This is a genomic window from Pseudonocardia sp. ICBG601, assembly GCF_020496245.1.
The window spans coordinates 20,893-45,520 of sequence record NZ_JAHLJA010000043.1; the positions used below are offsets into that span (position 1 = coordinate 20,893).

Below are 24,628 nucleotides of genomic sequence, written 5' to 3' on the forward strand. Positions count from 1 at the left end.
GCGCGGCTACCCTGGGCGGCGTGCGTTTCCTGCTGCGTCCCGGGTGGATCGCGTTCGTCGTCGCGGTGCTGGCCTTCGCCGTCGCCTGCTACACGCTGCTCGCGCCGTGGCAGTTCGACCGGGAGTCCGAGCGCTCCGCGCAGAGCCGGGCCATCGCCAACGCCGACGCGACCCCCGCCGTCGGGTTCGACACGCTCGTGCCGCCGGGCACCGGGATCGGCGTCGAGGACCAGTGGCGCCGGGTCACCCTGACCGGCTCCTTCGACCGCGCCGCGGAGACCCTCGTCCGCCTTCGGGTCGTCGACGGCGCGCCCGCGTTCGAGGTGCTGACGCCGCTGCGGCTCACCGACGGTCGGACCGTCGTGGTGAACCGGGGGTCGGTCCCGGCCGCGGACCGGGGCGCCGTGCCCGAGTACGCCGCGGCGCCCGCCGGGCTGGTGACCGTCGAGGGCAGGCTGCGCCTGGACGAGACCGACCCGCAGGGCCGCCCCCCGCTGGTCGAGAACGGCACCCGCCAGGTCTACGTGTCCGACTCCCGGTCGGTCGCCGCCGCCACCGGCCTGACGCCGGTCGAGGGCGTCGTCGTGCTGGAGGCCGGTCAGCCGGGCGTGCTGGACCCGATCCCGATCGCGCCGGTCGGGGGCGGAGCGCCGTTCAGCAACTTCTCCTACGCCCTGCAGTGGCTGACCTTCGGCGCCGTCGCCCTGATCGCGCTGGGCCTGTTCATCCGACTGGAACTGTTGCAGCGCAACGGGAAGCGCGAGACGGCCGGCAGCCTGCGGGACCAGCTCTCCGGCCGCGACGGCTTCGGCGACGAGCCCGCCCCCGACGGCCGTGTCACCGACCGTGTCACCGACGGCGCCGACGACGGCCCCCGTGACACCGCCCGCGACGCCGCCGGTTCAGGTCCGGGCGCCGGCTGACTCCGCCCCGGCCAGGTGCGCCGGGCGGGCAGGTCTGCACCCCGCGAGTCCCGTGCGCTCACCCGGTCAGTGAGTCCGCCCGACCGACCCGTCTCCCGCGCTGCCCCCCGCACCGGACCAGCACCACCTCGCGGGCCTCACTCTCCGAACTCGCTTACCGGGTAAGCGAACTCGCCGAGCCCACCCGTACCCGCGCCGCCCGCGCACCGGACCAGGGCCGTCCCGGAGGGCCGTCCTTCTGCGAGTTCGCTTACCGGGAGGCTTATTCAGGGCCCGTGAAATAACGATCTAGCCCGGCGTGTCGGGTTGGGCGACAGCCCGTCCATCGCGAAGATTGGTTTGTCGAATCAATCCGAGATGAATGGGCTGTCGCAGTATGTACTATACCACTGGCTTTCGGCGTGATGAGATTCAGGATCTTGCCGCTCTGGTGCATGAGCAGGATCAGCGGAACGCGACTGGCCTGCGACGGCCTTGGCCGCCGATTCTGGGATTGTTCTGGTCGGTGGTGATCACGTTGGCGTATCTGCGCGGGAATCGTGTGCAGTGGGAGTTGGCGGAAACCTACGGGGTGTCGCAGTCGACGGTCAGTCGAGCGATCGCGGGGGTGACACCGTTGCTGGCGCAGGCGCTGCGGAGTGTAGTTCCGACTGCGGAGGAGCTTCGTGCCGATCGGCAGTACATCATCGACGGAACCCTGCTGCCCTGCTGGTCATGGACCGCCGTACCAGGTCTGTGGTCGGGCAAGCATCGCACCACCGGCGTCGTCGTCCAGGTCGCAGCCACCCTGGAAGGGCAGCTGTCGTGGATCTCCGACCCGACCCCAGGCTCCCGACACGACCTACATTGCCTCGACCAATCCGGCGCCCTCGACCACCTCGCCACATACCCACCGATCGGCGATAAAGGCTACATCGGGCGCGGCATGCTCACCCCGTTCAAAAAACAACCCGGCCGGGAACTTCTCGACTGGCAGAAAACATTCAACAAGAGCCTCAACCGCACACGCGCCACCATCGAGCGAGTCATCGCCCATATCAAGTCGTGGAAAGTTCTCCACACAGACTACCGCCGACCCTACGCCACATTTAAAACGACGATCTCGGCAGTCATCGGACTCATCTTCTACGCACTTACCTGACGGAGCCTGAATAAGCCTCCGGGTAAGCGAATTCACCGAGCCCACCCGTACCCGCGCCGCCCGCGCACCGGACCAGGGCCGTCCCGGAGGGCCGTCCTTCTGCGAATTCGCTTACCGGGTAAGCGAATTCGCCCCCCGAACACACCGACCGCCCGCGATCCCTCCCTCCGGACCCGCTCACCCGCTCGGCGACCGCCCCCGATGCACTCTCGCCGACCGGGTGGGTACATCCCGCCGTGCGAGGACCGCCGCCGTCGCGACGGCGAGCAGCCCGGCTGTCCCGGCCACCAGCCGGGACAGCCGCGCGACGCGGTGCAGGTCGGCGACCCGGGGCGGGTGCCCGTCGCCGAGCGACGGGCGGTCCTCGGTGCCGTGGGCGTAGACCGTCGGCCCGCCCAGACGCAGCCCGAGCGCACCGGCGGCGCTCGCCTCGACCGGACCGGCGTTCGGGCTGGGGTGCCCCGCGGCGTCGCGGCGCCAGGTCCGCAGCGCGGTCGCCGGCGAGCCCCCCACCAGCGGCGCGACGGCCACGGTGACCACCGCGGTGACCCGGGCCGGCGCCAGGTTGACCAGGTCGTCGAGGCGGGCCGAGGCCCACCCGAAGCGGGCGTGCCGGGCGGAGCGGTAGCCGACCATCGCGTCGAGGGTGTTCACCGCGCGGTAGCCGAGCAGCCCCGGGATCCCGGCAACCGCGCCCCACACCAGCGGCCCGACGACGGCGTCGGAGGTGTTCTCGGCCAGCGACTCGGCTCCGGCGCGGGCCATGCCGTCGGCGTCGAGCAGGTCCGGGTCACGCGCGCACAGGTGCGGGATCCGGGCGCGTGCGGCGTCCAGGTCGCCGGCGTCGAGCGACGCGGCCAGCGCGGCGCCCTCCCCCACCAGCGAGGTCCCGCCGAGCACCGCCCAGGTGGCGACGGCGGTCAGCCCGGCCCGCAGGACCGTCGCCCGCCGACCCCCGGCCCGGCGGGCGACCGCCTCGGCCAGCGCCCCGGCCGCGACCGTGCCACCGACCAGCAGCGCGGTGTAGGCGGCACCGGGCGCGACGGCGTCGCGGTACAGCCGGCGCTCCAGCCGGGCGGCGGCGGCACCGAACCCGGCGACCGGGTGCCCCCGCCGCGGGTCGCCGAGCAGCGCGTCGGCGACGATCCCGGTGGCGAGCCCCGTCGCGCGGCCCCGTGTTCCCATGCCGGGGAAACTAGGCCACCGGGCGTCCGTCCGGCGCAGGCCCGGTCGGGAACTCCTGCACGCCGAGCACGCGCAGCAACTCGAGCCGCTCGCGGGTCTCGTCGTCGGCCGGGGTGAGCACGACCAGCTGCTGGCCGAGGTCGGGCGTCACGAGGGTCTCGCAGTCCATCACCAGCGCGCCGACCCGCGGGTGCCGCAGCGTCTTGCGGTCGGCGCGGCGGACGGCGACCTCGTGCTCGGCCCACAGCTCGCGGAACTCGGCGCTGGCCGCGGCCAGCCGCGCGACGAGCCGGTCGACCACCGGGTCCCCCGCACGCCGCCCGGCCACCGCCCGCAGGTCCGCGACGAGCTGGCGGGAGTGGCGCACCTGCTCCTGCGGCGGGTGACCGTCGCGCTGGTCGGACCGGGTGAACCAGCGGTGGGCGAGGTAGCGGTCATCGCCGGTGAACCCGGTCTGCTCCCCGGCGAGCACCCGTGACATCGCGTTCTGGGCCAGGACCTCCCCCAGGTCGGAGATCACCATCGCCGGGGTGGCCGGCAGCAGGTCGAGCAGGCGCAGCAGCCCGGCGCGGGCGAGCCGGGCCACCCCCTCCCCGGGAGCGGGCCGGTGCCCGGCCAGTCGGAAGAGGTGGTCGCGCTCGTCGTCGGTCAGGCACAGGGCCCGGGCCAGCGCGGCGAGCAGCTGCGTCGACGGCCGGCTGCTGCGCCCCTGTTCGAGGCGCACGACGTAGTCGACCGACATCCCCGCCAGCATCGCCACCTCCTCCCGGCGCAGGCCGGTGGCCCGCCGGCGCGGCCCCGCCGCGATGCCGACCTCGGCCGGGCGGACCGAGTCCCGCCGGCGACGCAGGAAGTCCGCGAGCTGTTCACGTTGCACCCTGCGATGGTCCCCGTGGGCAGGCCGCCCGACCAGGGAGCGCCGCTCCCACGATCGACGCTCCGCTCCCGCTACGGGCCGACGCGGCGCACGCTGGCTCCCATGCAGACACGCACCCTCGGCACCACCGGCCCCACCGTCTCCGCTCTCGGCCTGGGCGCCATGAGCATGTCCGGTTCCTACGGACACGCCGACCGCGCGGAAGCCGTCGCGACCGTGCACGCCGCGCTCGACGCCGGCGTCACGCTGATCGACACCGGCGAGTTCTACGGCATGGGCCACAACGAGCTGCTGCTCGCCGAGGCGCTGCGCGGGCGCGATCGCGACGGCTACGTCCTGTCGGTGAAGTTCGGCGGGCTCGGCGGCCCGGGCCTGCCACCGCTGACCCAGGACTGCCGCCCGGTCGCGGTGAAGAACTTCCTCGCGTACTCCCTGACCCGCCTCGGCGTCGACCACGTCGACGTCTACCGCCCGGCCGGCTCGACCCGCAGGTCCCGATCGAGGACACCGTCGGCGCGATCAGCGAGATGATCGACGCCGGGTACGTCCGCCACCTCGGGCTGTCCGAGGTCGACGCCGCCACCGTCCGCCGGGCGCACGCCGTGCACCCGGTCGCCGACCTGCAGATCGAGTACTCGCTGATCTCCCGCGCCGTCGAGGCCGAGGTCCTGCCGACGCTGCGCGAGCTGGGCATCGGCCTCACCGCCTACGGCGTGCTGGCCCGCGGGCTCCTCTCCGGCCACTACGAGCCCGGCAGGCCCGGGGACGCCCGCACCCGCAGCCCGCGCTTCAGCGGGGAGAACCTGACGCACAACCTGGGCCTGGTCGAGACGCTGCGCGCGCTGGCGGCCGAGCGCGGGGTCACCGTGGCCCAGCTCGTGATCGCCTGGGTCGCCGCGCAGGGCGACGACGTGGTCCCGCTCGTCGGTGCCCGCACCCGGGAGCGGCTCGCCGAGGCGTTGCCCGCCGACGACCTCGACCTGGGCCCGGCGGACCTCGCCGCGATCACCGACGCGCTGCCCGCGGGCTCCGCGCGCGGGGACCGCTACCCGTCGGCGTTCATGGGTGCCCTCGGCGTGGGGAACTGACCCTCGCGGTGGGCGGTCCGGCGCCGGGCCGGGGAGGATCAGGGGCATGCGCACGGACATCGTCCCCGAGGAGCTGGGCAGCGGCCCGTTCTACAAGCTCCTGACCAGCGTCGTCGTCCCCCGGCCGATCGCCTGGGTCTCCACCCGCTCGGCCGACGGCGTCGACAACCTCGCCCCGCACTCGTTCTTCACGGTGTCCTGCGTGGACCCGCCCATGATCCAGTTCACGTCGGTCGGGAAGAAGGACTCGCTGCGCAACGTCTCGGAGACCCGCGAGTTCGTCGTCTGCCTGGCGAACGAGCCGATGTTCGAGAAGATCAACGCGACCGGCACCGACTTCCCCGCCGAGATCAGCGAGTTCTCCTCGGTCGGGCTGACCGCCGAGGCGTCGTCGGTCGTCGCACCACCGCGGGTCGCCGAGTCACCGGTCGCGCTGGAGTGCGTGCTGCACGCCAGCATCGAGCTGGGCAACTCGACCGTCGTGATCGGCCGGGTCGTGCACGCCGCCATCGAGGAGAGCGTGTTCGTCACCGACGAACGCGGCAACTCCCTGCCCGACATCCACCGGCTCGCCCCGCTGGCCCGCCTGGGCCGCAACGAGTGGTCGCGCCTCGGCGAGGTCCTGGAGATCACCCGCATCCCCTACCAGCAGTGGCCGGGTCACTTCGGCGACGCGTGACCCGGCCCCGCCGGGTCTACAGGGTGTACTCGGTGGGCGGCGTCGCGGCCGGGTCGGCGTGGATCTCGCCTTCCCGGCCGCGCAGCTCGACCCGGCGGATCTTGCCGGAGATCGTCTTCGGCAGCTCGAAGAACTCGAGCCTGCGGATCCGCTTGTAGGGCGCGAGGTTGTCGTAGGCGAACCGCAGGATCGCCTTCGCCGTCTCCTCGGTCGGCTCGTGCCCGTTCGCGAGCACCACGTATGCCTTCGGCACGGCGAGGCGGACCGGGTCCGGGGACGGCACGACCGCCGCCTCGGCGACGGCCGGGTGCTCGATCAGCACGCTCTCCAGCTCGAACGGGCTGATCCGGTAGTCGCTGGCCTTGAACACGTCGTCGGCGCGGCCGACGTAGGTGATGTAGCCCGCCTCGTCACGGGAGCCGACGGCGCCGGTGTGGTAGTACCCGCCGGCCATGGCCTCGGCGTTGCGCTCCGGGTCGTCGGCATAGCCGACCATCAGCCCGGTGGGGCGGTGGGCGAGGTCCAGGCAGATCTCGCCCTCGTCGGCCGCCTTCCCGGTGGCCGGGTCGACCAGCGCGACGACGAACCCGGGGATGGGCCTGCCCATCGAGCCCGGCTTGACCGGCTGCCCGGGCGGGTTGCCGATCTGGACCGAGGACTCGGTCTGGCCGAACCCGTCGCGGATGCGCAGGCCCCACGCCTTCTCGACCTGCTCGATGACCTCGGGGTTGAGCGGCTCCCCCGCCCCGACGACCTTCGACGGCGGCGTCGTCAGCCCGGACAGGTCGGCCTGGATCAGCATCCGCCACACCGTCGGCGGCGCGCAGAAGCTCGTCACACCGCAGGAGTCCAGCACCGACAGGACGGACTCGGCGTCGAACCGGGCGTAGTTCATGACGAGCACGGTGGCCTCGGCGATCCACGGCGCGAACACGTTGGACCAGGCGTGCTTGGCCCAGCCGGGCGAGGAGATGTTCAGGTGCACGTCGCCGGGCTCGAGCCCGATCCAGTACATCGTCGACAGGTGCCCCACCGGGTAGGACGTGTGGGTGTGCTCCACCAGCTTCGGCTTGGCCGTGGTGCCCGAGGTGAAGTACAGCAGCAGCGTGTCGGAGGCCTTCGTGACGCCGTCCGGGGTGAACTCGGCCGCGGCCGAGTAGGCCTCACCGGTGTAGTCGCGCCAGCCCGCGACGGCACCGCGCACGGCGATGCGGGTGTAGTCGCCGTCGACGCCGTCGAACTTCGCGGTGTCGCCCGCACCGACGACGACGTGCCGCGCCCGGCCCCGGTCGATCCGGTCCTGCAGGTCGGCCGGGGTGAGCAGGGTGGTTGCGGGGATGACGACGGCGCCCAGCTTCATCGCCGCCAGCAGGGTCTCCCACAGCTCCAGCTGGTTGCCGAGCATCAGGACGACCCGGTCGCCGCGGACGACGCCCTGCTCGCGCAGCCAGTTCGCGACCCGGTTGGACCGCTCGGACAGCTCCGCCCACGTCCAGTGCGCCTGCGAGCCGTCCTGCTCCACGATCCACAGGGCCTTCCGGGCGCCCCGCTCGGGGTCGGCTGCGACGACGGCGAAGTGGTCGAGCGCGAAGTTGAACTCGTCGAGCTCCGGCCAGCGGAAGTCGCGGTAGGCCGTGTCGTAGTCCTCGCGGTGGGTCAGCAGGAAGTCGCGGGCGGCGAGGAACGTCTCCGTCGCCGGGCTGCCGGTCGCCATGGGGTGCACCTCGGTGGGCTCGTGCGGGGGGCCCGTGCCCCGGGCCCGTCGTGCGGGGCCGCCCGTGCGGCCGTACCGCGACCCTAGTCACTCCGCCGCAGGCTCGGCAGGTCGCGACGGCCCCGCCGCACGGGGCCGCCGCACGGGGCCGCCGCAGGAACTCGGGCCGTAGGACCTCGATCACGCGATGGTGGCGGCGAGGTCGGCCCGCCCGGGCCGGCCGGTGATCGTAAGGTGCCCGCGTGACCGTGCCGAACCTGCCGAAGGTGACGACCCCCGACGTGTCGGTGTCCCGCCTGCGGGTGGGCCGGTACGGACCGCGGACGCTGCTCCGCGTCGTACTCGTGGGGCTCGCGCTGGTGCTCCTCGTGCTGCTGCTGACCGGCTGCGGCAACGGCGAGCTGCCCGCGGCGTGGCGCACCCCGTCGCCGGCCCCGACGACGACGTCGCCGACCGCCACGCCGACCCCGTCCCCGACGCCCACCGCGACCCCCACGCCGAGCCGCACCGCCGAGCCGTCGCGCACGACGGCCGCCCCCGCCCCGGCCCCCGCGCCCGGGCGCGGTGGTGCCGACGGCGGCGGGTCGGGCCGGACCGGGGCCCCGGGGGCGGCCGCGGCGCCGTCGCCGATGTGGCCCGCGGGCGACGCGGCGACCGCGCGGCGGATGCAGCAGCAGTCCGACGCCGGCGGCGACCCGTGGCTGCTCGATCCGGAGGAGGTGACGCTCTCCTTCGTCGGCAGCGAGCTCGGCTACCGGAACCCGACCGTCACCCGCCTCGGCAACGGTGTCTACGCCGCCACCGACGGTCGCACGCCGCAGCGCGCGACGATCCGGCTCACCCAGCCGGTCCGCTCCGGTACCGGCGGGATCTGGGTGGTCGACCACGTCGACCGCGGCTGACCGGACCCGACGGGGCCGACCGGGGCCGACTGCCGGGGCCGGTCACGGCCCGGCCCGCGCCGGCACCCGACGTCACCGGAGCCTCGTGCCGGACGGTGCGCCTCGCCGGAAGCCGACCTCGCGTTACGCCCTGTGCGCGCCGTGGGTACCGTGAGGTGAATGACAGTTGGCACGAACGGGTGAAACCCGGCGTCGAGTGCAGCGCCAGGGCCCGGTTCGACGATGTTCCGTACGAGGCCGTCGCGAGACCGCGACGGTCGGGGGGTCCAGGAGAGGCGGAGCACGATGGCCAGCGAGTCGGTCCAGCAGGACGTCTTCACCGTGTTGCACGGGCAGGCGTCGCCGATCGTGAGCCGATGGGCGTACCGCGCCGCGGACCCGTTCGCGATCTCCTTCTCGGTGCGCCGGTCCTCCGACCGCTGGATCGAGTGGCTCGTCGCGCGTGATCTCGTGATCGAGGGCCTGACCACCCCCACCGGCATCGGTGACATCCGGATGGCGCCGCGCCGCATCGACGGCTACGACGTCGTCGAGCTGGAGATCCGCTCCGACGGCGGCTCCGCCGTGCTGGAGGTCGACCGCGACCTGCTGGCCCAGTTCGTCGACTCGACGCTGGAGATCGTCGACCTCGGCGAGGAGCACGACCACCTCGACATCGACGGCGCCATCGCCCGGCTGACCGGCAGCGCGGCGGGCCCCACCACCCCCTGAGCCCACGCTCCCACCGACGACGAGGGCCCCGGACCGCACGACGCGGTACCGGGGCCCTCTTGTCGACCGGGTGTCCCGGACACTCAGCGGTTCTGCCCGGCCCACTCGGGGTCGGTCGAGGCGTCCCACTCGGCGTCGGCCGCGGCCTCGTCGGCGTGGTCGGCGTCGCGGGCAAGCTGGTCACTGACCTCCGGGTCCCCCACCGGGGACTCGTCGACCACCGGCACGACGCCCTCGTCGACGTCGTGCACGGCGGCCTCCTCGGCGCTGGCCGCGCCCCCGTCGATGCCGACGTCGGTCCCGGCGCCGTCGACGGCCGGGTCACCCGCGACGGAGTCGGTGGCCGCGGTCAGCCGACCGGAGCGGCCCGGGTCGCCCTCCGGCAGGTCGTCGGGCAGCTCCCGGGCCAGGCGCGCCTCGTGCGACTCGCCCTCCTCCTGTCCCGCCGCGGTCACCGCGTTGTCCTCGACGCCGTAGGGGCGGTCCGGCGGGACGTAGCCGGAGTCCAGCGGGTCGGTGTCCGACGGCCCGGTCAGCGCCTCGTCGGTGTCCAGCTGCATCGCCGACGCCATGTCCGGCGCCTCCGGCTGGAACTCGTTCTCGTCACCTGAAGCGGATGCCATCGCCTGCGGGTCTCCTCGCTGTGGCCGTGTGTCGGGTGGTCTTCGGTCTCGGGTGTTCGGTATCGACCGTGCGTACCCGGCGTCGCCTCCCGCCATGCGCCGACGCCCGGACGCTACGGTCGCCGACACCGGACCCGCCGTCGCCGGTCCCCCGCGCCGCGCCCCTGGCGCGCCGCACCTCCAGCACGTACGAAGGAGCACTCCCCCGTGACCGCCGACCCGTCCACCCGTTCCGGTGACAGCACCCGCAGGGCCCTGCTCGCCGCGGCCGCGGACCTGTTCACCGAGCACGGCTACGACCGCACCTCGGTCCGTGCGATCGCCGACCGGGCCGGGGTGAACCAGGCGCTGCTCTTCCGCTACTTCGGCAGCAAGGACGCCCTGTTCGCCCGGGTCGCCGCCGAGCGCGCCCTCGCCGTGCTGCACGACGGCCCGCCCGAGGACCTCCTGCCCCGGCTGCTGCGGTCCGTCCTCGACAGCAGCCAGGGCCCCGAGCGCGACCTGTTCGGGCCCGTCGTGCGCTCGGCCGGGACGTCGGAGGCGGCCACGGCCGTGCGGAGGGAGCTGGCCGGGGCGTTCACCGAGGCGTTCGCCGCGCAGGCCACCGGCGCCGCCGACCGGGCCGAGGCCGAGCTGCGCGCGGAGCTGGTCCTGACCTGGCTGCTCGGGCTGAGCCTGGTCCAGCCGCTGCTGCCGGAGGGCGCGGTCGGGCGGGCCGAGCCGGACACGGTGCTGGCCCACGTCACGCGCGCCGCGCGCACCCTGCTGGAGGCACCCGGGGTCAGCCGGTGAGCCGGTCCACCTCGGCGCGGAACCGCTCGCGCTGGGCGGGGGTCTCCCGGGTGCGCGACAGGTAGTGCTCGGGCCGCGGGGCGCGGTCGTGCCAGAACCGGCCGGTCCCGACCGCCGAGGACGGCGCGGCCGCGAGCCACACCGCGGTGTCCGCACCCTGGGCCGGGGTGCGCAGCACGGGGCCGACGACCCGGTCGAACAGCGGCAGCGACCCGGTGACGCCCGGGGTGCGGGCCCAGCCGGGGTGCAGTGCGTGCACGGTGACCCGACGGGGGGCCAGCTCGTCGGCGAGCAGCCCGGTCAGGACGACCTGCATCCGCTTGGTGCGGGCGTAGGCCGCGGTGCCGCCGTAGTCGCCGGTGCGGAACTGCAGGTCGTCGTCGCGCAGGGGCTGGGCGTACATGCCGCCCGAGGACATGATGATCACCCGGGAGTCGCTGCCGGACCGCTCGGCGCCGGCCGCGAGGGTGTCGGTGAGCAGCCGGGTCAGCAGCAGCGGCCCGAGGACCTGCACGGCCAGGGTCAGCTCGTTGCCCTCGGAGGTCTCGCTGCGGCCGGGCGGGAGCAGCCCGGCGTTGTGCACCAGCACGTCCAGGGCGTCGACCTCGGTGGCGAACCGGGTCGCGAACGCGCGGACGTCTGCGAGCTCGCCGAGGTCGCAGACCTGCACCGGCAGCCGGTCGGCCGACAGCCCCGGCACGGCGGCCAGGATCCGGTCCCGTGCCGCGACGCCCTTGTCCCGGGAGCGGACGAGCAGGTGCACCGTCGCGCCGAGCCGGACCAGCCCGGTCGCGATCGCCTCGCCCAGTCCGCCGCCCGCGCCGGTGACGAGCGCGGCGCGCCCGGCCAGGGCGCCGCGGGGTGGGTCGGCGCGGTCGCCGCTCCACCCCGGGCGCCGCAGGAGGTAGCCGATCCGCGAGTAGCCGGGGACCAGGGTGCGGTCGAGGAGGGTGTCGAGGACGGAGGGGACGACGCTGCCGGGCACGCATCGATCCGACCACAGCGCCGCGCCACCCGCGCGTCGATCAGCCCGTCAGGCCGCGACGTCGTCGGCGGTGGACTCGCGACGGCGCGCCCGGATCTCCGTCCAGCTCATCAGCCCGACGACGGCCACGCCGCCCGCCACGACCCCCAGACCGTCGAGGCGCTGACCCCGTCGCTGCTCCCGCGCACCAGCAGCCCGGCAGCCATGACGAGGAACAGGACCAGGACCGGGGCCATGCGCCACCAGGACATCCGCGCACCCTCCGTGGCGCGGACCCCGAGCCTCGCGGCGTAGATGCCGCTGACCAGCGACGGCACACCGACGACGCCGATCACGACCAGGACGTAGGGCAGCGCCGGCGGTCCACCGATCCAGATCATCGCCCCCGCGGCCGCCAGCCCGAGCCACAGCATCAGCTGGAAGCCCACGGCCGACGCCTCGTTCCAGACGTCCCGGCGGCGCTCCTCCCGGTAGAACGGATTGCCCAGGTCGCCGACCGCGGCGGCCGCCCGGACGAACCAGCTGTCGCGCTTCGTCTCGTCACCCATCACACGTCCTCCCCCCGCCGCGCCTCGGCGCGGCCTCACTCCGATGTCCCGGTCGCGTTCCCTGCGGTCCGGCCGGCCTCCGCCTCGGCCCCGAACAGCCCCTCGACGGTGCCGTCGAGCGACCGGGCGATGGCCAGGGCCAGGTAGACCGACGGTGCGTAGTCGCCGGCCTCGACGGCCACGACCGTCTGCCGGGTCACGCCGACCTGTTCGGCCAGCTCGGCCTGCGTCATGCCGGCCGCCGTCCGGGCCGCGCGGACGGCGTTGCGCCGTCCCCTCGCCGATGTCCGTCCCACATCGACGATTGTCAAGGCTACTCGACTTCATGTCAAGTAAGCCGGACATCGATCCGCTACCCGGTCCGGCGCGACCTCGATCTAGCCGAGGCGTTCGCGGACGGCATCGAGGTTGCGCTCCATCCCGGCCCGCCACTCGCGCAGCCGGCCTTCGACGATCCGCTCCTCCTTGTCCGGCCACCGCTCGATCGCCGCGGTGAGCCCGGACGGCCCGGGGCCCATCCGGGCCCACTGACGCAGCACGGTGCCGTCGCCGTCGGGGGTGAGCTCGAAGCGCCAGACGGCGGTCTCGCCGCACTCGGCACCGGCCTCGACGGTCCACTCGAAGACCCGCTCGGGTTCCCAGGCGGTCACCGTGGACACGGTGCTCCACCCGCCGATGGCCTCGTGGCGGTGCTCGCCGCGCAGCCGGGCACCGGGCCCGGGGCGGTCGCCGTCGACCCACTCGGCGCGCTGCATCTCGGTGGACACCTCCACCAGGAACTGCGGGTCGGTGACCAGCGCCCACACCGCCCGTGGCGGTGCGGCGACCCGGGCGGTGGCCTCGGTGGTGGGTCCGTCGGCGTAGCGCATGCGACCTCCTCGTCGTCGGCCCGCGGCGGGTCAGCGCTCGTCGGCACCCCGGCGCAGCAGGTAGGTGTCCATGATCCACCCCTTGCGCTCCCGGGCCTCGGCGCGGACCTTCAGGATCTCGTCGGCGACCTCGTCGAGCGGCCCGGCGACGAGCAGCTCGTCGGGTGTCCCCAGGTAGGCACCCCAGTAGATGTGCAGCTCACGACGCTGCTCGGCCGGCAGCGTGGCGAAGGCGGTACGGCCGTCGAGCATCACGACGACGTCGTCGACGTCGTCGGGCATCCCCTCGGCGATCCGACGCCCGGTGGTGATCAGGACGGGGCGGCCGACCCGGTTGAGGATCAGCCGGTGGGCGGCGGCGAGCGCGGCGACGCTGGAGATGCCGGCGACCGACTCGACCGCCCACTGCTCCCCGGCACCGTCCAGGACCCGGTCGAGCAGGCGCAGCGTCCCGTCGTAGAGGGAGGGGTCGCCCCACACCAGGAACGCGCCGGTCTCGCTGTCGGCCAGCTCGGCGTCGAGCATCTCGCGGTAGAGGCGAGCCCGCCGGTCCTGCCAGTCGACGACGACCTCGCGGTAGCGCTCGTCGTCGCGCTCGACCTCGGTGCCGCGGTCCCGGCCCACCTCGGGCGCAGTGACCAGCCGGTAGCCGCCGTCCGGGCGGTGCCGGCGCAGGATCTCGGTGCGCAGCGCCAGCAGGTCGTCCTGCGACCCCCCGCCGTCGAGCCCCTTGTCGATGACGAAGACGACGTCGGCCCGTTGCAGGGCGCGGACCGCCTGGAGGGTGAGGTGGTCGGGGTCACCGGCCCCGATCCCGATCACGAGAACCGTGCGCACCGGAATGACCGTAATGGACCCCGGACACGCCCGGGCACTCCCCCGATCGGCAGGCACCTCCGGTCCGGTGTCGCCCGATGCGCGCAGCGCGCGACCCCGTCTCGCCCCGTCGTCACTCGGTAGTGTCGGAGTGGCCGGCGAGCCGGGCCGCGTCACCGGCCGACCGCCGACGACCGACCCCCACGCGCCACCCCGGGAGGCCACGTCACCGTGCCCCACCAGCGAGAGCACCAGCAGGATCCTGACGATCGGGCACCTCGTCGAGTCGCTCGACGACGGCGGCGTCGCGGCCGCGCTCGGCGACCTCGCCGTCGCCGGCCCGGACGCGGGGTTCCGGGTCGTGGTCGTCGCGCTGGCCCCGTCCGGGCACTCCGACGTCGCCGAACTCCTGTCCCGTGCCGGGGCGCCGCCGGTCGAGCTGAACGTCGCACCGTGGGACCCGCGCGCCGTGCTGAAGGTGCTCGCCGCCTTCCGGGAGCACGGCGTCGACCTGGTGCACACCCACGGAGCCCGGCCCGACGTCGTCGGCTCGGCCGCCGCGGCCCGCCTGCGGGTGCCGGCGGTGTCCACGCTGCACCACATCCACGAGCACCCCGCCGACCGCGGCGACCAGCTCCGGCGGACCGCGAAGACGTTGGCGCGCAAGCGGTTCATGACCCGCACGATCGCGACGTCGGCCCTGCAGCGCGACTGGTACCGCCGCGCCGCCGGGTCCACCGAGGGCCTGTCGGTGATCCCGGACGGCGCCGCCGACCCGGGCGAGGGCACGGCCGAGGAGCGGGAGCGCCTGCGGCGCGGGCTCGGCGTGGCCGACCACGAGGTCGTCGCCGTCTCGGTCGCGCCGATGCGCCGGGGCCAGGGGCAGGACATGCTGCTCGACGCCGTCGCCGGGATCGCGCCGGACGAGCCGCTCACCGTGGTGCTCGGCGGCGACGGACCGCTGCGGCCGTGGCTGGAGTCCCGGGTCGCCGCCGACGAGGCCCTGTCCGGCCGGGTGGCCTTCCGCCGCAGCACCGACCCGGTGGCACTGCTCCGGGCGGCCGACGTGCAGCTGCACACCACCCGGCACGACACGATGCCCCGGATGCTGCTGCTCGGTCACGGCACCGGCACCCCGGCCGTCGCGACCCGGGTCGGCGGGATCCCGGAGATCGTGACCCGCGAGACCGGCCTACTGGCCCCGGTCGACGCCACCCGGATCGCCGACGAGCTGGTGCGCCTCACCCGCGACGCCGACCTGCGCGCCCGGCTCGGGGCCGGGGCCCGACGGCGGTTCCTCGACCGGTTCGCGGCCGCGCCGTGGGCGGCCCGGCTCGGCGACGTCTACCGCAGTGCCGTCGGGGTCGCCGGCGCACCGGCCGCCGCCGAGCTGGACACCCCCGAGCCGGTGGGCCGGGGCTGAGCCGGTCCCGGGCTCCGGCTGCCCGGACCGGGCTCCCGGTGCGCCGCCGGGTGCCTCGTTCGCGGAGGTCCCGGTCGGCCGGCTCGGAGCAGGGACGGACCGGACCGCGGTCAGCGCCGCCGCAGCGGCCGGGCCGGGCCGGTCAGCGGCGGAGCGCTCCCGCCCTCGGCCTGCACCTGCCGGCGGGCCTGCAGGTAGAGCGCCGGACCGGAGACCAGTCCGCGCAGCTTGCGAGCGCCCGACCCCCTCGGCAGCGCGACGACGTCCTGCGGCGCCGGGCGCTCCTCCTCCGGGAGCGGGGCACCGAACGGCTCCGGCGACGGCCCGCGCCCACCGACAGCGGCCGGGGCGTGCTGCTCGTGGCGGGCCCGCGCGACGGGCTTCGGCTCCGCGGACTCGCGGCGCACGATGTCGCGCAGCCGCCCCAGTGCCGCCGGGAACCGGCGCACCGCCAGCCGCCGGGCCCGCGGGTCCAGCGCCACCTTGCCCAGGAACGCGCCCAGCCCGAGCGCGTAGCCGCCCATCTGGTCGCGCAGCTCCCCCGACGACGGCCGGTGGTGGTGCCACACCCACGCCGACGGCAGGTAGGCCAGGGTGCCGCCGTCGAGCACGATCCGGACCAGCAGCTCGATGTCCTCGCCGCCCCGGGTGGGCCTGCCCGGGCCGAGCGCCTCGTCGAACCCGCCGAGCGCGCGGACCGGCTCGGCACGCACCGCCAGGTTGGCGCCGATCCCGAACAGGCCCGGGGAGAACGGGAACACCGGGGAGTCCGCGGGTGGGTCGTCGAGCCGGAACCGGCGCGGCAGGAAGCCCTTGTTCCAGGCCAGCGCGACGTCGGCGGCCCGCTCTTCCGGGGTCTCCAGCCGCGCGGCGAGCACGGGACCGCTCAGCGCGACGAGCTCGGGGTCCTCGGCGAAGGACCCGGCGATCCGTGACGCCCACCGCGGGTCGGGCTCGGTGTCGTCGTCGGTGAACGCGACGACCGCGGTGCCGGCCTCGGCGAGGCCGCGGTTGCGCCCGACCGACACACCGCGGCGCGGCTCGCGGACGTAGCGGACCCGCGGGTCCGCGCAGTCGCGGACGACCTCGCGGGTGCGCTCGTCGGGCGGGTCGTTGTCGACGACGAGCACGGTCACGTCGGGGTGGTCGCCGGCCAGCACCGCGGCCAGGCAGCGACGGACGCTCTCCGGCCGCCCCCGCGTCGCGACGACGACGGTCAGCGACTCGGCCGACACCGCGGGCTCGGCCGGTGGTTCGCGCCCGGCGACGGCCGCGGCGGCCCGGGCCAGGTCCGCGGCGCGCGCCCGGCCCCCGTGCAGCGGGACGACGGCCTGACCGACGGGGACACCGCCGTCGGTGACCAGCAGCCGGGCCGAGCCGAACCGCGCCGGGACGACGAGGTCGCCGGCCCCGTGGCCGCTGCCGTGCACGCCGCGGTGGTGGGCGAGCTCACCCACCCAGACGGGGTCGCCTGCTCGGTCCGGCACTGCTGCGGCCTCCCGGGATCGTGGGTCGGTGTCGGTGGTCGGTGTCGGCGGGTCCGTGTGGGGGTCCGGGTCGGTGGGCCCGGCTCCGGAGCCCGTCCGTTCCCGGACGCCCCCCGCGTGCCTCCCGGATGCCTACGTCGCGGACCGCCGCCCGGTTCACCGTGTGCGGCCGGCGTCACGCCGAGCCGCACCGGTTCCCGCTCCGGGCACCGGCCCGGGCATCGACCCGACCGGCGCACGCCCCGCCGGTCGCGACGGGCACCCGCCCCGATCGTCGCAGAGCACCCGGCACCCGCGCTCACCAGGCACGGGACCCGCATCGTGCGCTGCTCCGTCCGCCGCGGTCCGGACGACCTCCCGGCCCAGTCACGCCGACGAGGCGCCACCGGCGGCACCGCCGGGTTCGGGACAGGGTGGTCCGTCCGGGGCTCTCCCGGTCACCGTGCGCACTGCGACATCCGCGCGCGCACACCGTTCGGCGCAGCCGAACGACCGTACGACCCGAACAACACACCGTCTGCACCGTTGGGCGCGGCCCCGGTGCGCGGATCGCGCCGGACCGGCCGCTCGCCGCACACCCGGCGAGCCCCGTCGGTGTCCGAGTCACGGATCGGTTACGGTCCCTCTCGGCTGGTCGACGAGATGTCGGCTGGTGCGCCTGGTCGGTCGCCTGCTCCCCGCTGGCCGACACTCCCCCTGGCGCCCACCCAGCACGCAGCGGGGCGGAGCCGTGTCCGGTCACGAGGACCGGGGCGGGTTCGAGGCGGCGAGGACCCCCGAATGACCACTGCACTCACCCCGGAACTCCATACACCCGAGAGCGATGTCCCCCGGCGTCGTCGGGACCGTGACGCCGGCGCGGGCATCTCCGCCGCCGAGCTGCTCGCCCGCTACTCCGAGGCCGGGTTCGACACCCCCGCGACCGGCGGCCGCCGCGCCCGCCGTGCCGACGCCCCCGGCCCGGACCTGGAGCGCATCGGCACCCCCGCGACCGGTCTGCCCGCCGCGTCCGGCAGCGACACCGTCATCACCCGCGACGCGCCGGACACCCCCGCCGGCGTCACCTCGCGGACCGCGGTCGGCCTGCTCCGCGGCACCTCGGACACCGGGCCGCTCGGGCGCAACCCGCGCGCCGTCGTCGCGACCATGTCGGCGACGCTCGTCGGCGCCACCGCGGTCATGGGCGTCGTGTCGACCCTCAGCTCGCCGGAGCAGTCCCCCGATGCCTCCGCGGACATGGACCTCACCGGCGCGGCCAACGAGGCCACGATGAAGCTGTCGATCCCGGCCGCGGGCTCCGAGCACGGCGGCACCGGCACCAGCGACGCCGCGTCCACCTTGACCAGCGGGTTCGAGCACGTCACCGCCTCGGTCCCACAGGCCTTCGAGAAGGCCGACGCGGCCCGCATCGCCGCCGTCGCCCAGAAGGAGGCCGCGGCGAAGGCGGCCGAGGCCCGGGCGAAGGCCGCCGCGGCGTCGGCCCGGCACGGCGGGGACGACGACGGCGACGGTGGCGGCGTGATCGGCGACATCGTCGGCGGCCTGACCGGCGGCTCCGCCGAGGGCGCCCAGGCGCTCGCGCAGGCCAAGCAGCAGCTCGGCAAGCCCTACAAGTGGGGCGCCACCGGCCCGAGCGCGTTCGACTGCTCCGGCCTGATGGTGTGGGCGTTCGAGCAGATCGGCATCGACCTGCCGCGCACCTCCAGCGCGCAGTCGCAGATGGACGGCACCCCGGTCTCCAAGAGCCAGCTCAAGCCCGGCGACCTGGTGTTCTTCTACTCGCCGGTGAGCCACGTCGGCATCTACGCCGGCAACGGCAAGGTCCTCCACGCCTCCACCAGCGGCGAGCCGGTCAAGTACTCCGACATCGACTCGATGCCGTTCCACAACGCCGTCCGGGTCTGACCCCCGCCGCACCCTGCCTTCGAGGCCGCACCCCTGGGGAGGGGTGCGGCCTCGACGCACGTCCGGACCCGTTCGCCTCGCAGCCCAGGGCCCGCCCGGCGCCCCGCAGCCCGCACGCAGACCCGCAGCCCGCGCGGTGATCCGTCAGACGCGCGGTGATCCGCCCGGCGCGCGCGTCTGAACGCACGCGAACAACGGATCACCGAGCGAGCTGCGGATCATGGCGGACCGCGGGCAGCACCGGCGGGTGGCTCCCCGTGGGAGGGCAGCGATTACAGCGAGCGGAGCCGTTCCGCGACGGCCTCGGGCAGCACGTCGGAGATGAACGCGCCAGCGCCGGACTCGGACCCGGCCAGGTACTTGATCTTCCCGGGGGCCCGGCGGATCGAGTGCAGCCGCAGGTGCAGCCGGGCGTCGGAGCGACCGTCGGACTCCAGCACCGGTGCCTGGTTCCAGCCCGCGACGTAGGGCAGCTCGTCGTCGTAGAGGGCGTCGAGGCGGCGCAGCACGTCCAGGTAGAGGGTCGCGAACTCGGCGCGCTGGGCCTCGTCGAAGGCGGGCAGGTCCGGGGTGGGCCGGTGCGGGTACAGGTGCACCTCGACCGGCCAGCGCGCCGCCTGCGGCACGAACGCCGTCCAGTGCTCCCCGGCCACGACGACGCGCTCCCCCGCCCGCTCGGCGGCCAGCTGCGTGTCGAACAGGTTCTCCCCCGTGGCCTCGCGGTGCGCGGCGACGTGGGCCAGCATCCGCTGCGGGAACGGCGGGACGTAGGGGTAGGCGTAGATCTGTCCGTGCGGGTGGGACAGCGTCACGCCGATCTCGGCGCCCCGGTTCTCGAACGGGAAGACGTAGCGGACCCCCGGCCGGGCACCCAGCTCGGCGGTCCGGTCGGCCCACGCCTCCAGGACCAGGCGCGCCCGGTCGGGGGTGAGCCGGGAGAACGGGGTGTCGTGGTCGTCGGTGAAGCAGACGACCTCGCACCGCCCCGACGCCGCCTGCGGCACCGGGCCCGTTCGGGCAGCGGGGCGCCGGGTGCGGACCCGAACGACGGGAAGCGGTTCTCGAACGCGACGACGCCGTACTCCGGGCTCGGCACCTCGGTGTGGCGACCGTCGCGGCTGGGGCACAGCGGGCACTGGTCGGCCGGCGGCTTGTAGGTGCGGTCCTGCCGGTGCGCGGCGATCGTCACCCACTCCCCGGCCAGCGCGTCGTAGCGCAGCTGCGAGGCGGGCACCACCCGCGGGAGGTCGCGGGCGTCGACCAGGTCGGCCGGGTCCCGGGGAGCGTGGTCGGGGCCGTCGAACCAGAGGATCTCCCGGCCGTCGGCCATCCGGGTGGCCAGCTTCTGCACCTTCTGCACGTACGTCACCTTCCGGTCCGGGCAATGATCACGTGGTCGACCTCGCCCTCGAGGACCGCACGGTCGGCGTCGGCCAGACCGCTGTCGGTCACGAGCACGTCGGCCTCGGACAGCTCGGCGATCGTCGAGATCCCGACGGTGCCCCACTTGGTGTGGTCGGCGACGACCACCAGCCTGCTGCCGGACTCGATCAGGGCGCGGTTGGTGTCGCGCTCGGTGAGGTTCGGGGTGGAGAAGCCCGCCGCGGCGCTCATCCCGTGCACCCCGAGGAACACCGTCTCCAGGTTCAGCGAGCGCAGCGCGGCGATCGCGACCGGGCCGACCAGCGCCTCCGACGGCGTCCGCACACCTCCGGTCAGGATCACCGTGGTCCCGCGGGAGTCGGCGCCGCCGGTGTGCAGCGCGTCCGCGACGGCGACGGAGTTGGTCACGACCGTCAGCCGCGGCACGGCTGCGAGCAGCCGGGCGAGCCGCCAGGTCGTCGTACCCGCGGACAGCCCGATCGCGGCACCGGGGGTCACCAGCTCGGCGGCCGCGGCGGCGATGGCGTCCTTCTCCTCCAGCTCGCACACCGACTTGGCGGCGAACCCGGGCTCGGACGTGGTGTGCTCGCCGACGGCCGTCGCGCCGCCGTGCACCTTGTCCACCAGGCGGCGCCGGGCCAGCACGTCGAGATCGCGGCGCACGGTCATCTCCGACACACCGAGGTGGTCGGCGAGCTCGGACACCCGCACCGCGCCGCGGGTGCGGACCTGCTCCACGATCGCCTCGCGCCGCTGCTCGGCGAGCAGGCTCATCGTGTCCGGGCCGGACACCGTCGGGGCTTCACCCGCACAGAATGCAACACAACCGAACGTGCGGCAAGGGTCGACCGAGCGTATCGATCGGCCACCCGAGGGGCATCCAGGTCACCGACCGGTCTCGAAATCGAGCGAAAGTGTTCACTTCTGATCGAGTCCGGTCTAGCTTGTGCGTTGGTCCGCGCAACGCGCCGTCGTGCACCACCGGCCGGCGGACCGGCAGCACACGCACTCGACGGCGAGGAGCTATCCGAGATGGAGCATCACGAGACGGCCCGGCGGGCCCCGGGGACGTCCCGGGAGGGCACGGCATGACCGCCCAGGAGGTCCTGCGCCTCAACCCCAACCTGGTCGACTACCTGCTGGTGGCCTTCTACTTCGTGCTGGTGCTCGGCATCGGCTTCGCGGCACGCCGCTCGGTCTCCTCCAGCCTCGACTTCCTGTTGTCCGGCCGGTCGATGCCGGCCTGGATCACCGGCCTGGCGTTCATCTCGGCGAACCTCGGCGCGATCGAGCTGATCGGCATGGTCGCCAACGGGGCCCAGTTCGGCATCCCGACGGTGCACTACTACTGGCTGGGCGCGATCCCGGCGATGGTGTTCCTGGGCATCGTGATGATGCCGTTCTACTACGGCTCCAAGGCCCGCAGCGTGCCGGAGTTCCTGCTCAAGCGGTTCAACAAGACCACCCAGCGGGTGCAGGCGGTGATCTTCGCGGTCGCCTCGATCCTGATCGCCGGGGTCAACCTGTTCTCCCTGGGCCTGGTCCTGGAGGCGCTGCTCGGCTGGTCGCTGTACCTGGCGATCCCGGTCGCGGCCGTCGTCGTCCTGGGCTACATCTCCCTCGGCGGGCTGTCCGCCGCGATCTACACCGAGGTCCTGCAGTTCTTCGTGATCCTTGCGCTGCTGATCCCGCTGACCGTCGCCGGGCTCAACCGGGTCGGCGGCTGGGACGGCCTGACCCGCGCGGTCACCGAGGGCCCGAGCGGCGGTGCGGACCTCAACGCCTGGCCCGGCACCCCGCTCACCGAGATCGCCAACCCGTTCCTGTCCGTGCTGGGCATCGTGTTCGGCCTCGGGTTCGTCCTGTCCTTCGGCTACTGGACGACGAACTTCGCCGAGGTCCAGCGCGCCCTGTCGGCCAAGTCGATGTCGGCCGCCCGGCGCACCCCGATCATCGGTGCGTTCCCGAAGGCGCTGGTCGTGCTGGTCATCGTGACCCCGGGCATGATCGCCGGGATCCTGGTCCCGCAGATCGCCGCGGTGAAGTCCGGCGGCGGCGACGCCGTCGAGGGCATCACCTACAACAACGCGCTGTCGCTGCTGATGAAGGAGGTCCTGCCCAACGGGATCCTCGGCGTCGCGATCGCCGGCCTGCTGGCCGCGTTCATGGCGGGCATGGCGGCGAACATCAGCTCGTTCAACACGGTGTTCACCTACGACATCTGGCAGGACTGGGTGCGCCCGGGCCGCGCCGACCGCTACTACCTCGGCGTCGGCCGGCTGGTCACGATCGTCGGCTGCGTGCTCGCGATCGGCACCGCGTTCATCGCCTCGGGCTCGGCGAACCTGATGGACTACATCCAGTCGCTGTTCAGCTTCTTCAACGCACCGCTGTTCGCGATCTTCATCCTGGGTCTGTTCTGGAAGCGGATGACCGGGCCGTCGGCCTGGATCGGCCTGCTCTCCGGTACCGCTGCGGCGGTGCTCGTCGACATCCTGGTGCGCGCCGAGGTCTGGACGATGTCCAGCCAGGCGGGCAGCTTCGTCGGCGCCATCGCGGCGTTCGTCGTCGGTGTCGGCGTGGCCGCGGGGGTCTCGCTGGTGACCACCCCGAAGCCGGACGCCGAGCTGGTCGGCCTGACCTGGAGCCTCACGCCCAAGGAGGCCCGCACCCATTCCACCGACGGCGACGACGCGGGCTGGTACCGCAGCCCGGGTGTGCTCGGCGCGCTGGTGCTCGCGATGACCGTCGTCCTCTACATCGCGTTCGGCTGAGCGGAGACCTGCGATGAGCTCGAAGAGTGCAGACCACACCCCCGGCGACCGCGCCGGGACCGACGCCCCGGTCTCGACGACCGCGGCCAACCTGTTCGACCTGCGGACGGTGATCGCCCTGCTGTTCGGGGTCTACGGCATCGTGCTGACGATCATGGGCACCGTGTCCGGGAACGACCCGGAGAACCTCGCCAAGACCGGCGGTACGAACCTCAACCTGGACATCGGCATCGGCATGCTGGTGATCGGGGCGTTGTTCCTGCTGTGGGTGTACCTGCGGCCGCTGAAGCTGGCCCCGCCGGCGGCCGACGAGCAGGACTGACCCGGACCACGCCGGCCGGGAGTGCCCTCAGCGCTCGCGGCCGGCGGGGTTCGGGTAGACCGGGTTGAACGCCGCGAGGGTGTAGTCGTCGATCCGGCGCACCACGCGGGTCAGGCCGGAACGCAGGACGCGGAGTGTGTCGATCATGGATGGGATTCCCTTCGGTGTCGGCGGCAGAACCGCCAGCTGTGGACGAGGGAGCCCGCCGGGTGAGGCGGGCGGCCTCGTCACCGGACCCTTCCAGGATGCACTGAATCGATCCCGACGCGCCGCCGATCGCGAGCGCGGTCACGATGTGAGGCCGGTCGCGGCGTGCGGGTGATCGCCCGCGACGGCGCGCACGAGATCGAGATCGCGCGGTCGCGCTTCCGCTGCACCGTCGCCCGCGTCACCGACGTCGCAGCGGCCCAGGCCGTGATCGACCGCGTCCGCCGGGCCGGGCCGGACGCCACCCACCACTGCACCGCGCTGCGCATCGGCGACCCCGCCACCGGGGACCTCACCGCCCGCAGCAGCGACGACGGGGAGCCGTCGGGCACCGCGGGCGTGCCGATGCTGGAGGTGCTCACCCGCCGGGGGCTGACCGACGTCGTCGCCGTCGTCTCGCGCTGGTTCGGCGGGACGAAGCTCGGCGGGGGCGGGCTGGTCCGCGCCTACTCCGGCGCGCTGACCGCCACCCTGGACGCGGTGGGCGAGCTGCGCCGGGTCCGGCACCGCGAGCTGCTGCTCGCCGTCGGCCACGACCGTGCCGGGCGCCTGGAGCACGACCTGCACCACTCCCCGTACCGGCTGTGCGACGTCACGCACGGCGCGGACGTCACGCTGACCGTGGCCGTCGCCGAGACCGACACCGGTGCCTTCGCCGACTGGCTCGCCGAGCACACCGGCGGCGACGTCGAGGCGCTCGACGCCGGCCCGCGCGACCTCTACCTACCCTGAGCGCGTGCACATCCGCGCCGCCACCGCCGACGACCTCCCCGCCGTCCTCGACGTGCTCCGCCCGATCTTCGCCGACGGCCGGACCTACACCGTCCCGCCCGACGCCGACGACGCCTGGATCACCCGCATGTGGATGCTCCCGCCGCCGGCACGGGTCGTCGTGGCGGTCCGGGACGGGAGGGTCGTGGGCACCGCCAAGACCGGGCCCAACCAGCCGGGGCCGGGCTCGCACGTCGCGACCGCGAGCTTCGCCGTCGACGCCGGCGAGGCCGGGCGCGGCACCGGGCGCGCGCTCGGCGAGCACGTGCTGGCCCTCGCCCGCGCGGACGGGTACGCCGCGATGCAGTTCAACGCCGTCGTTGCGACCAACACCCGCGCGGTCGCGCTGTGGCACTCGCTCGGCTTCGCCACGGTCGGCACGGTGCCCGACGCGTTCGCCCTGCCCGACGGCACGACCACCGGCCTGCACGTGATGCACCGCTACCTGTGACCCGCACGGTCTGCATCGTTGCACCTCTGTACCTGCAGAGTTAGTCGTGCCT

23 protein-coding genes and 2 pseudogenes are annotated in these 24,628 nt (G+C 74.3%); 13 read left to right on the top strand and 12 right to left on the bottom strand.

Annotated elements, in window-relative coordinates; genetic code table 11:
- Nucleotides 1-20 precede the first annotated feature (20 nt).
- On the top strand, nucleotides 21-923 hold the full coding sequence (locus KPL57_RS15670) for an SURF1 family protein (protein WP_226352176.1): 903 nt from the start codon (nucleotides 21-23) through the stop codon (nucleotides 921-923).
- A gap of 376 nt (nucleotides 924-1,299) precedes the next feature.
- Nucleotides 1,300-2,064: a transposase family protein gene (locus KPL57_RS15675; RefSeq protein ID WP_226350834.1), complete on the top strand. Its 765-nt coding sequence runs from the start codon at nucleotides 1,300-1,302 to the stop codon at nucleotides 2,062-2,064.
- A 177-nt stretch (nucleotides 2,065-2,241) separates the two neighbouring features.
- On the opposite strand, the gene KPL57_RS15680 is transcribed toward KPL57_RS15675, so the two are convergent.
- Together KPL57_RS15680 and KPL57_RS15685 are read right to left on the bottom strand one after the other, a co-directional pair.
- Nucleotides 2,242-3,249: a cobalamin biosynthesis protein gene (locus KPL57_RS15680; protein ID WP_226352177.1), complete on the bottom strand. Its 1,008-nt coding sequence runs from the start codon at nucleotides 3,247-3,249 to the stop codon at nucleotides 2,242-2,244.
- Nucleotides 3,250-3,259: 10 nt separating this feature from the next.
- Nucleotides 3,260-4,126 (bottom strand): helix-turn-helix transcriptional regulator, encoded by an 867-nt coding sequence (locus KPL57_RS15685; protein ID WP_226352178.1) that lies wholly within the window; start codon nucleotides 4,124-4,126, stop codon nucleotides 3,260-3,262.
- Nucleotides 4,127-4,228: 102 nt separating this feature from the next.
- On the opposite strand from KPL57_RS15685, the pseudogene KPL57_RS15690 reads away from it, so the two are divergent.
- Together KPL57_RS15690 and KPL57_RS15695 are read left to right on the top strand one after the other, a co-directional pair.
- A pseudogene (locus tag KPL57_RS15690) lies at nucleotides 4,229-5,214 on the top strand (aldo/keto reductase).
- Nucleotides 5,215-5,260: 46 nt separating this feature from the next.
- Entirely contained in the window at nucleotides 5,261-5,893 is a 633-nt protein-coding gene (locus KPL57_RS15695) for a flavin reductase family protein (RefSeq protein ID WP_226352179.1), read from the top strand.
- A 16-nt stretch (nucleotides 5,894-5,909) separates the two neighbouring features.
- Here the strand turns inward: KPL57_RS15695 and KPL57_RS15700 are convergent, their stop codons facing one another.
- Nucleotides 5,910-7,607, bottom strand: a complete 1,698-nt coding sequence (locus tag KPL57_RS15700) for an AMP-binding protein (RefSeq protein WP_226352180.1) — start codon at nucleotides 7,605-7,607, stop codon at nucleotides 5,910-5,912.
- 242 nt (nucleotides 7,608-7,849) lie between these two features.
- Here KPL57_RS15700 and KPL57_RS15705 point away from each other — a divergent pair, with 242 nt between their 5' ends.
- Complete coding sequence (locus tag KPL57_RS15705; RefSeq protein ID WP_226352181.1) at nucleotides 7,850-8,509, top strand: hypothetical protein; 660 nt, start codon at nucleotides 7,850-7,852, stop codon at nucleotides 8,507-8,509.
- A gap of 285 nt (nucleotides 8,510-8,794) precedes the next feature.
- Complete coding sequence (locus KPL57_RS15710) at nucleotides 8,795-9,220, top strand: SsgA family sporulation/cell division regulator (protein WP_020625337.1); 426 nt, start codon at nucleotides 8,795-8,797, stop codon at nucleotides 9,218-9,220.
- Nucleotides 9,221-9,303: 83 nt separating this feature from the next.
- On the opposite strand, the gene KPL57_RS15715 is transcribed toward KPL57_RS15710, so the two are convergent.
- Complete coding sequence (locus KPL57_RS15715; RefSeq protein WP_193564266.1) at nucleotides 9,304-9,843, bottom strand: DUF5709 domain-containing protein; 540 nt, start codon at nucleotides 9,841-9,843, stop codon at nucleotides 9,304-9,306.
- Nucleotides 9,844-10,050: 207 nt separating this feature from the next.
- On the opposite strand from KPL57_RS15715, the gene KPL57_RS15720 reads away from it, so the two are divergent.
- Complete coding sequence (locus KPL57_RS15720; RefSeq protein WP_226352182.1) at nucleotides 10,051-10,635, top strand: TetR/AcrR family transcriptional regulator; 585 nt, start codon at nucleotides 10,051-10,053, stop codon at nucleotides 10,633-10,635.
- Here the strand turns inward: KPL57_RS15720 and KPL57_RS15725 are convergent.
- The 5 genes from KPL57_RS15725 to cobF form a co-directional block, all read right to left on the bottom strand.
- On the bottom strand, nucleotides 10,625-11,620 hold the full coding sequence (locus tag KPL57_RS15725) for an SDR family NAD(P)-dependent oxidoreductase (RefSeq protein WP_226352183.1): 996 nt from the start codon (nucleotides 11,618-11,620) through the stop codon (nucleotides 10,625-10,627). The two genes, KPL57_RS15720 and KPL57_RS15725, sit on opposite strands and share 11 nt — an antisense overlap.
- A gap of 110 nt (nucleotides 11,621-11,730) precedes the next feature.
- On the bottom strand, nucleotides 11,731-12,168 hold the full coding sequence (locus KPL57_RS15730; protein ID WP_226352184.1) for a hypothetical protein: 438 nt from the start codon (nucleotides 12,166-12,168) through the stop codon (nucleotides 11,731-11,733).
- A gap of 35 nt (nucleotides 12,169-12,203) precedes the next feature.
- On the bottom strand, nucleotides 12,204-12,464 hold the full coding sequence (locus tag KPL57_RS15735; RefSeq protein ID WP_226352185.1) for a helix-turn-helix transcriptional regulator: 261 nt from the start codon (nucleotides 12,462-12,464) through the stop codon (nucleotides 12,204-12,206).
- Nucleotides 12,465-12,545: 81 nt separating this feature from the next.
- Complete coding sequence (locus KPL57_RS15740; protein ID WP_226352186.1) at nucleotides 12,546-13,037, bottom strand: SRPBCC family protein; 492 nt, start codon at nucleotides 13,035-13,037, stop codon at nucleotides 12,546-12,548.
- A gap of 30 nt (nucleotides 13,038-13,067) precedes the next feature.
- Entirely contained in the window at nucleotides 13,068-13,874 is an 807-nt protein-coding gene (gene cobF / locus KPL57_RS15745; protein WP_226352187.1) for a precorrin-6A synthase (deacetylating), read from the bottom strand.
- 130 nt (nucleotides 13,875-14,004) lie between these two features.
- On the opposite strand from cobF, the gene KPL57_RS15750 reads away from it, so the two are divergent.
- Nucleotides 14,005-15,276 (top strand): glycosyltransferase family 4 protein, encoded by a 1,272-nt coding sequence (locus KPL57_RS15750; protein ID WP_226352188.1) that lies wholly within the window; start codon nucleotides 14,005-14,007, stop codon nucleotides 15,274-15,276.
- A 110-nt stretch (nucleotides 15,277-15,386) separates the two neighbouring features.
- On the opposite strand, the gene KPL57_RS15755 is transcribed toward KPL57_RS15750, so the two are convergent.
- Nucleotides 15,387-16,733: a glycosyltransferase family 2 protein gene (locus tag KPL57_RS15755; protein WP_226352189.1), complete on the bottom strand. Its 1,347-nt coding sequence runs from the start codon at nucleotides 16,731-16,733 to the stop codon at nucleotides 15,387-15,389.
- Nucleotides 16,734-17,543: 810 nt separating this feature from the next.
- On the opposite strand from KPL57_RS15755, the gene KPL57_RS15760 reads away from it, so the two are divergent.
- Complete coding sequence (locus KPL57_RS15760; RefSeq protein ID WP_226352190.1) at nucleotides 17,544-18,668, top strand: C40 family peptidase; 1,125 nt, start codon at nucleotides 17,544-17,546, stop codon at nucleotides 18,666-18,668.
- 272 nt (nucleotides 18,669-18,940) lie between these two features.
- Here the strand turns inward: KPL57_RS15760 and galT are convergent.
- Nucleotides 18,941-20,019: pseudogene (gene galT / locus KPL57_RS15765) on the bottom strand (galactose-1-phosphate uridylyltransferase).
- A gap of 14 nt (nucleotides 20,020-20,033) precedes the next feature.
- Nucleotides 20,034-20,825 (bottom strand): DeoR/GlpR family DNA-binding transcription regulator, encoded by a 792-nt coding sequence (locus KPL57_RS15770; RefSeq protein ID WP_226352221.1) that lies wholly within the window; start codon nucleotides 20,823-20,825, stop codon nucleotides 20,034-20,036.
- Nucleotides 20,826-21,139: 314 nt separating this feature from the next.
- Between KPL57_RS15770 and KPL57_RS15775 the strand changes: the two genes are divergently transcribed.
- The 4 genes from KPL57_RS15775 (at nucleotide 21,140) to KPL57_RS15790 (ending at nucleotide 24,576) form a co-directional block, all read left to right on the top strand.
- Nucleotides 21,140-22,825: a sodium:solute symporter family protein gene (locus KPL57_RS15775; protein WP_226352191.1), complete on the top strand. Its 1,686-nt coding sequence runs from the start codon at nucleotides 21,140-21,142 to the stop codon at nucleotides 22,823-22,825.
- Nucleotides 22,826-22,838: 13 nt separating this feature from the next.
- Complete coding sequence (locus tag KPL57_RS15780; protein ID WP_226352192.1) at nucleotides 22,839-23,147, top strand: hypothetical protein; 309 nt, start codon at nucleotides 22,839-22,841, stop codon at nucleotides 23,145-23,147.
- Nucleotides 23,148-23,459: 312 nt separating this feature from the next.
- Nucleotides 23,460-24,086, top strand: a complete 627-nt coding sequence (locus KPL57_RS15785) for a YigZ family protein (protein WP_226352193.1) — start codon at nucleotides 23,460-23,462, stop codon at nucleotides 24,084-24,086.
- A 4-nt stretch (nucleotides 24,087-24,090) separates the two neighbouring features.
- Nucleotides 24,091-24,576, top strand: coding sequence for a GNAT family N-acetyltransferase (locus KPL57_RS15790; RefSeq protein ID WP_060711452.1), 486 nt, complete (start codon nucleotides 24,091-24,093; stop codon nucleotides 24,574-24,576).
- The last annotated feature ends 52 nt before the right edge of the window (nucleotides 24,577-24,628 follow it).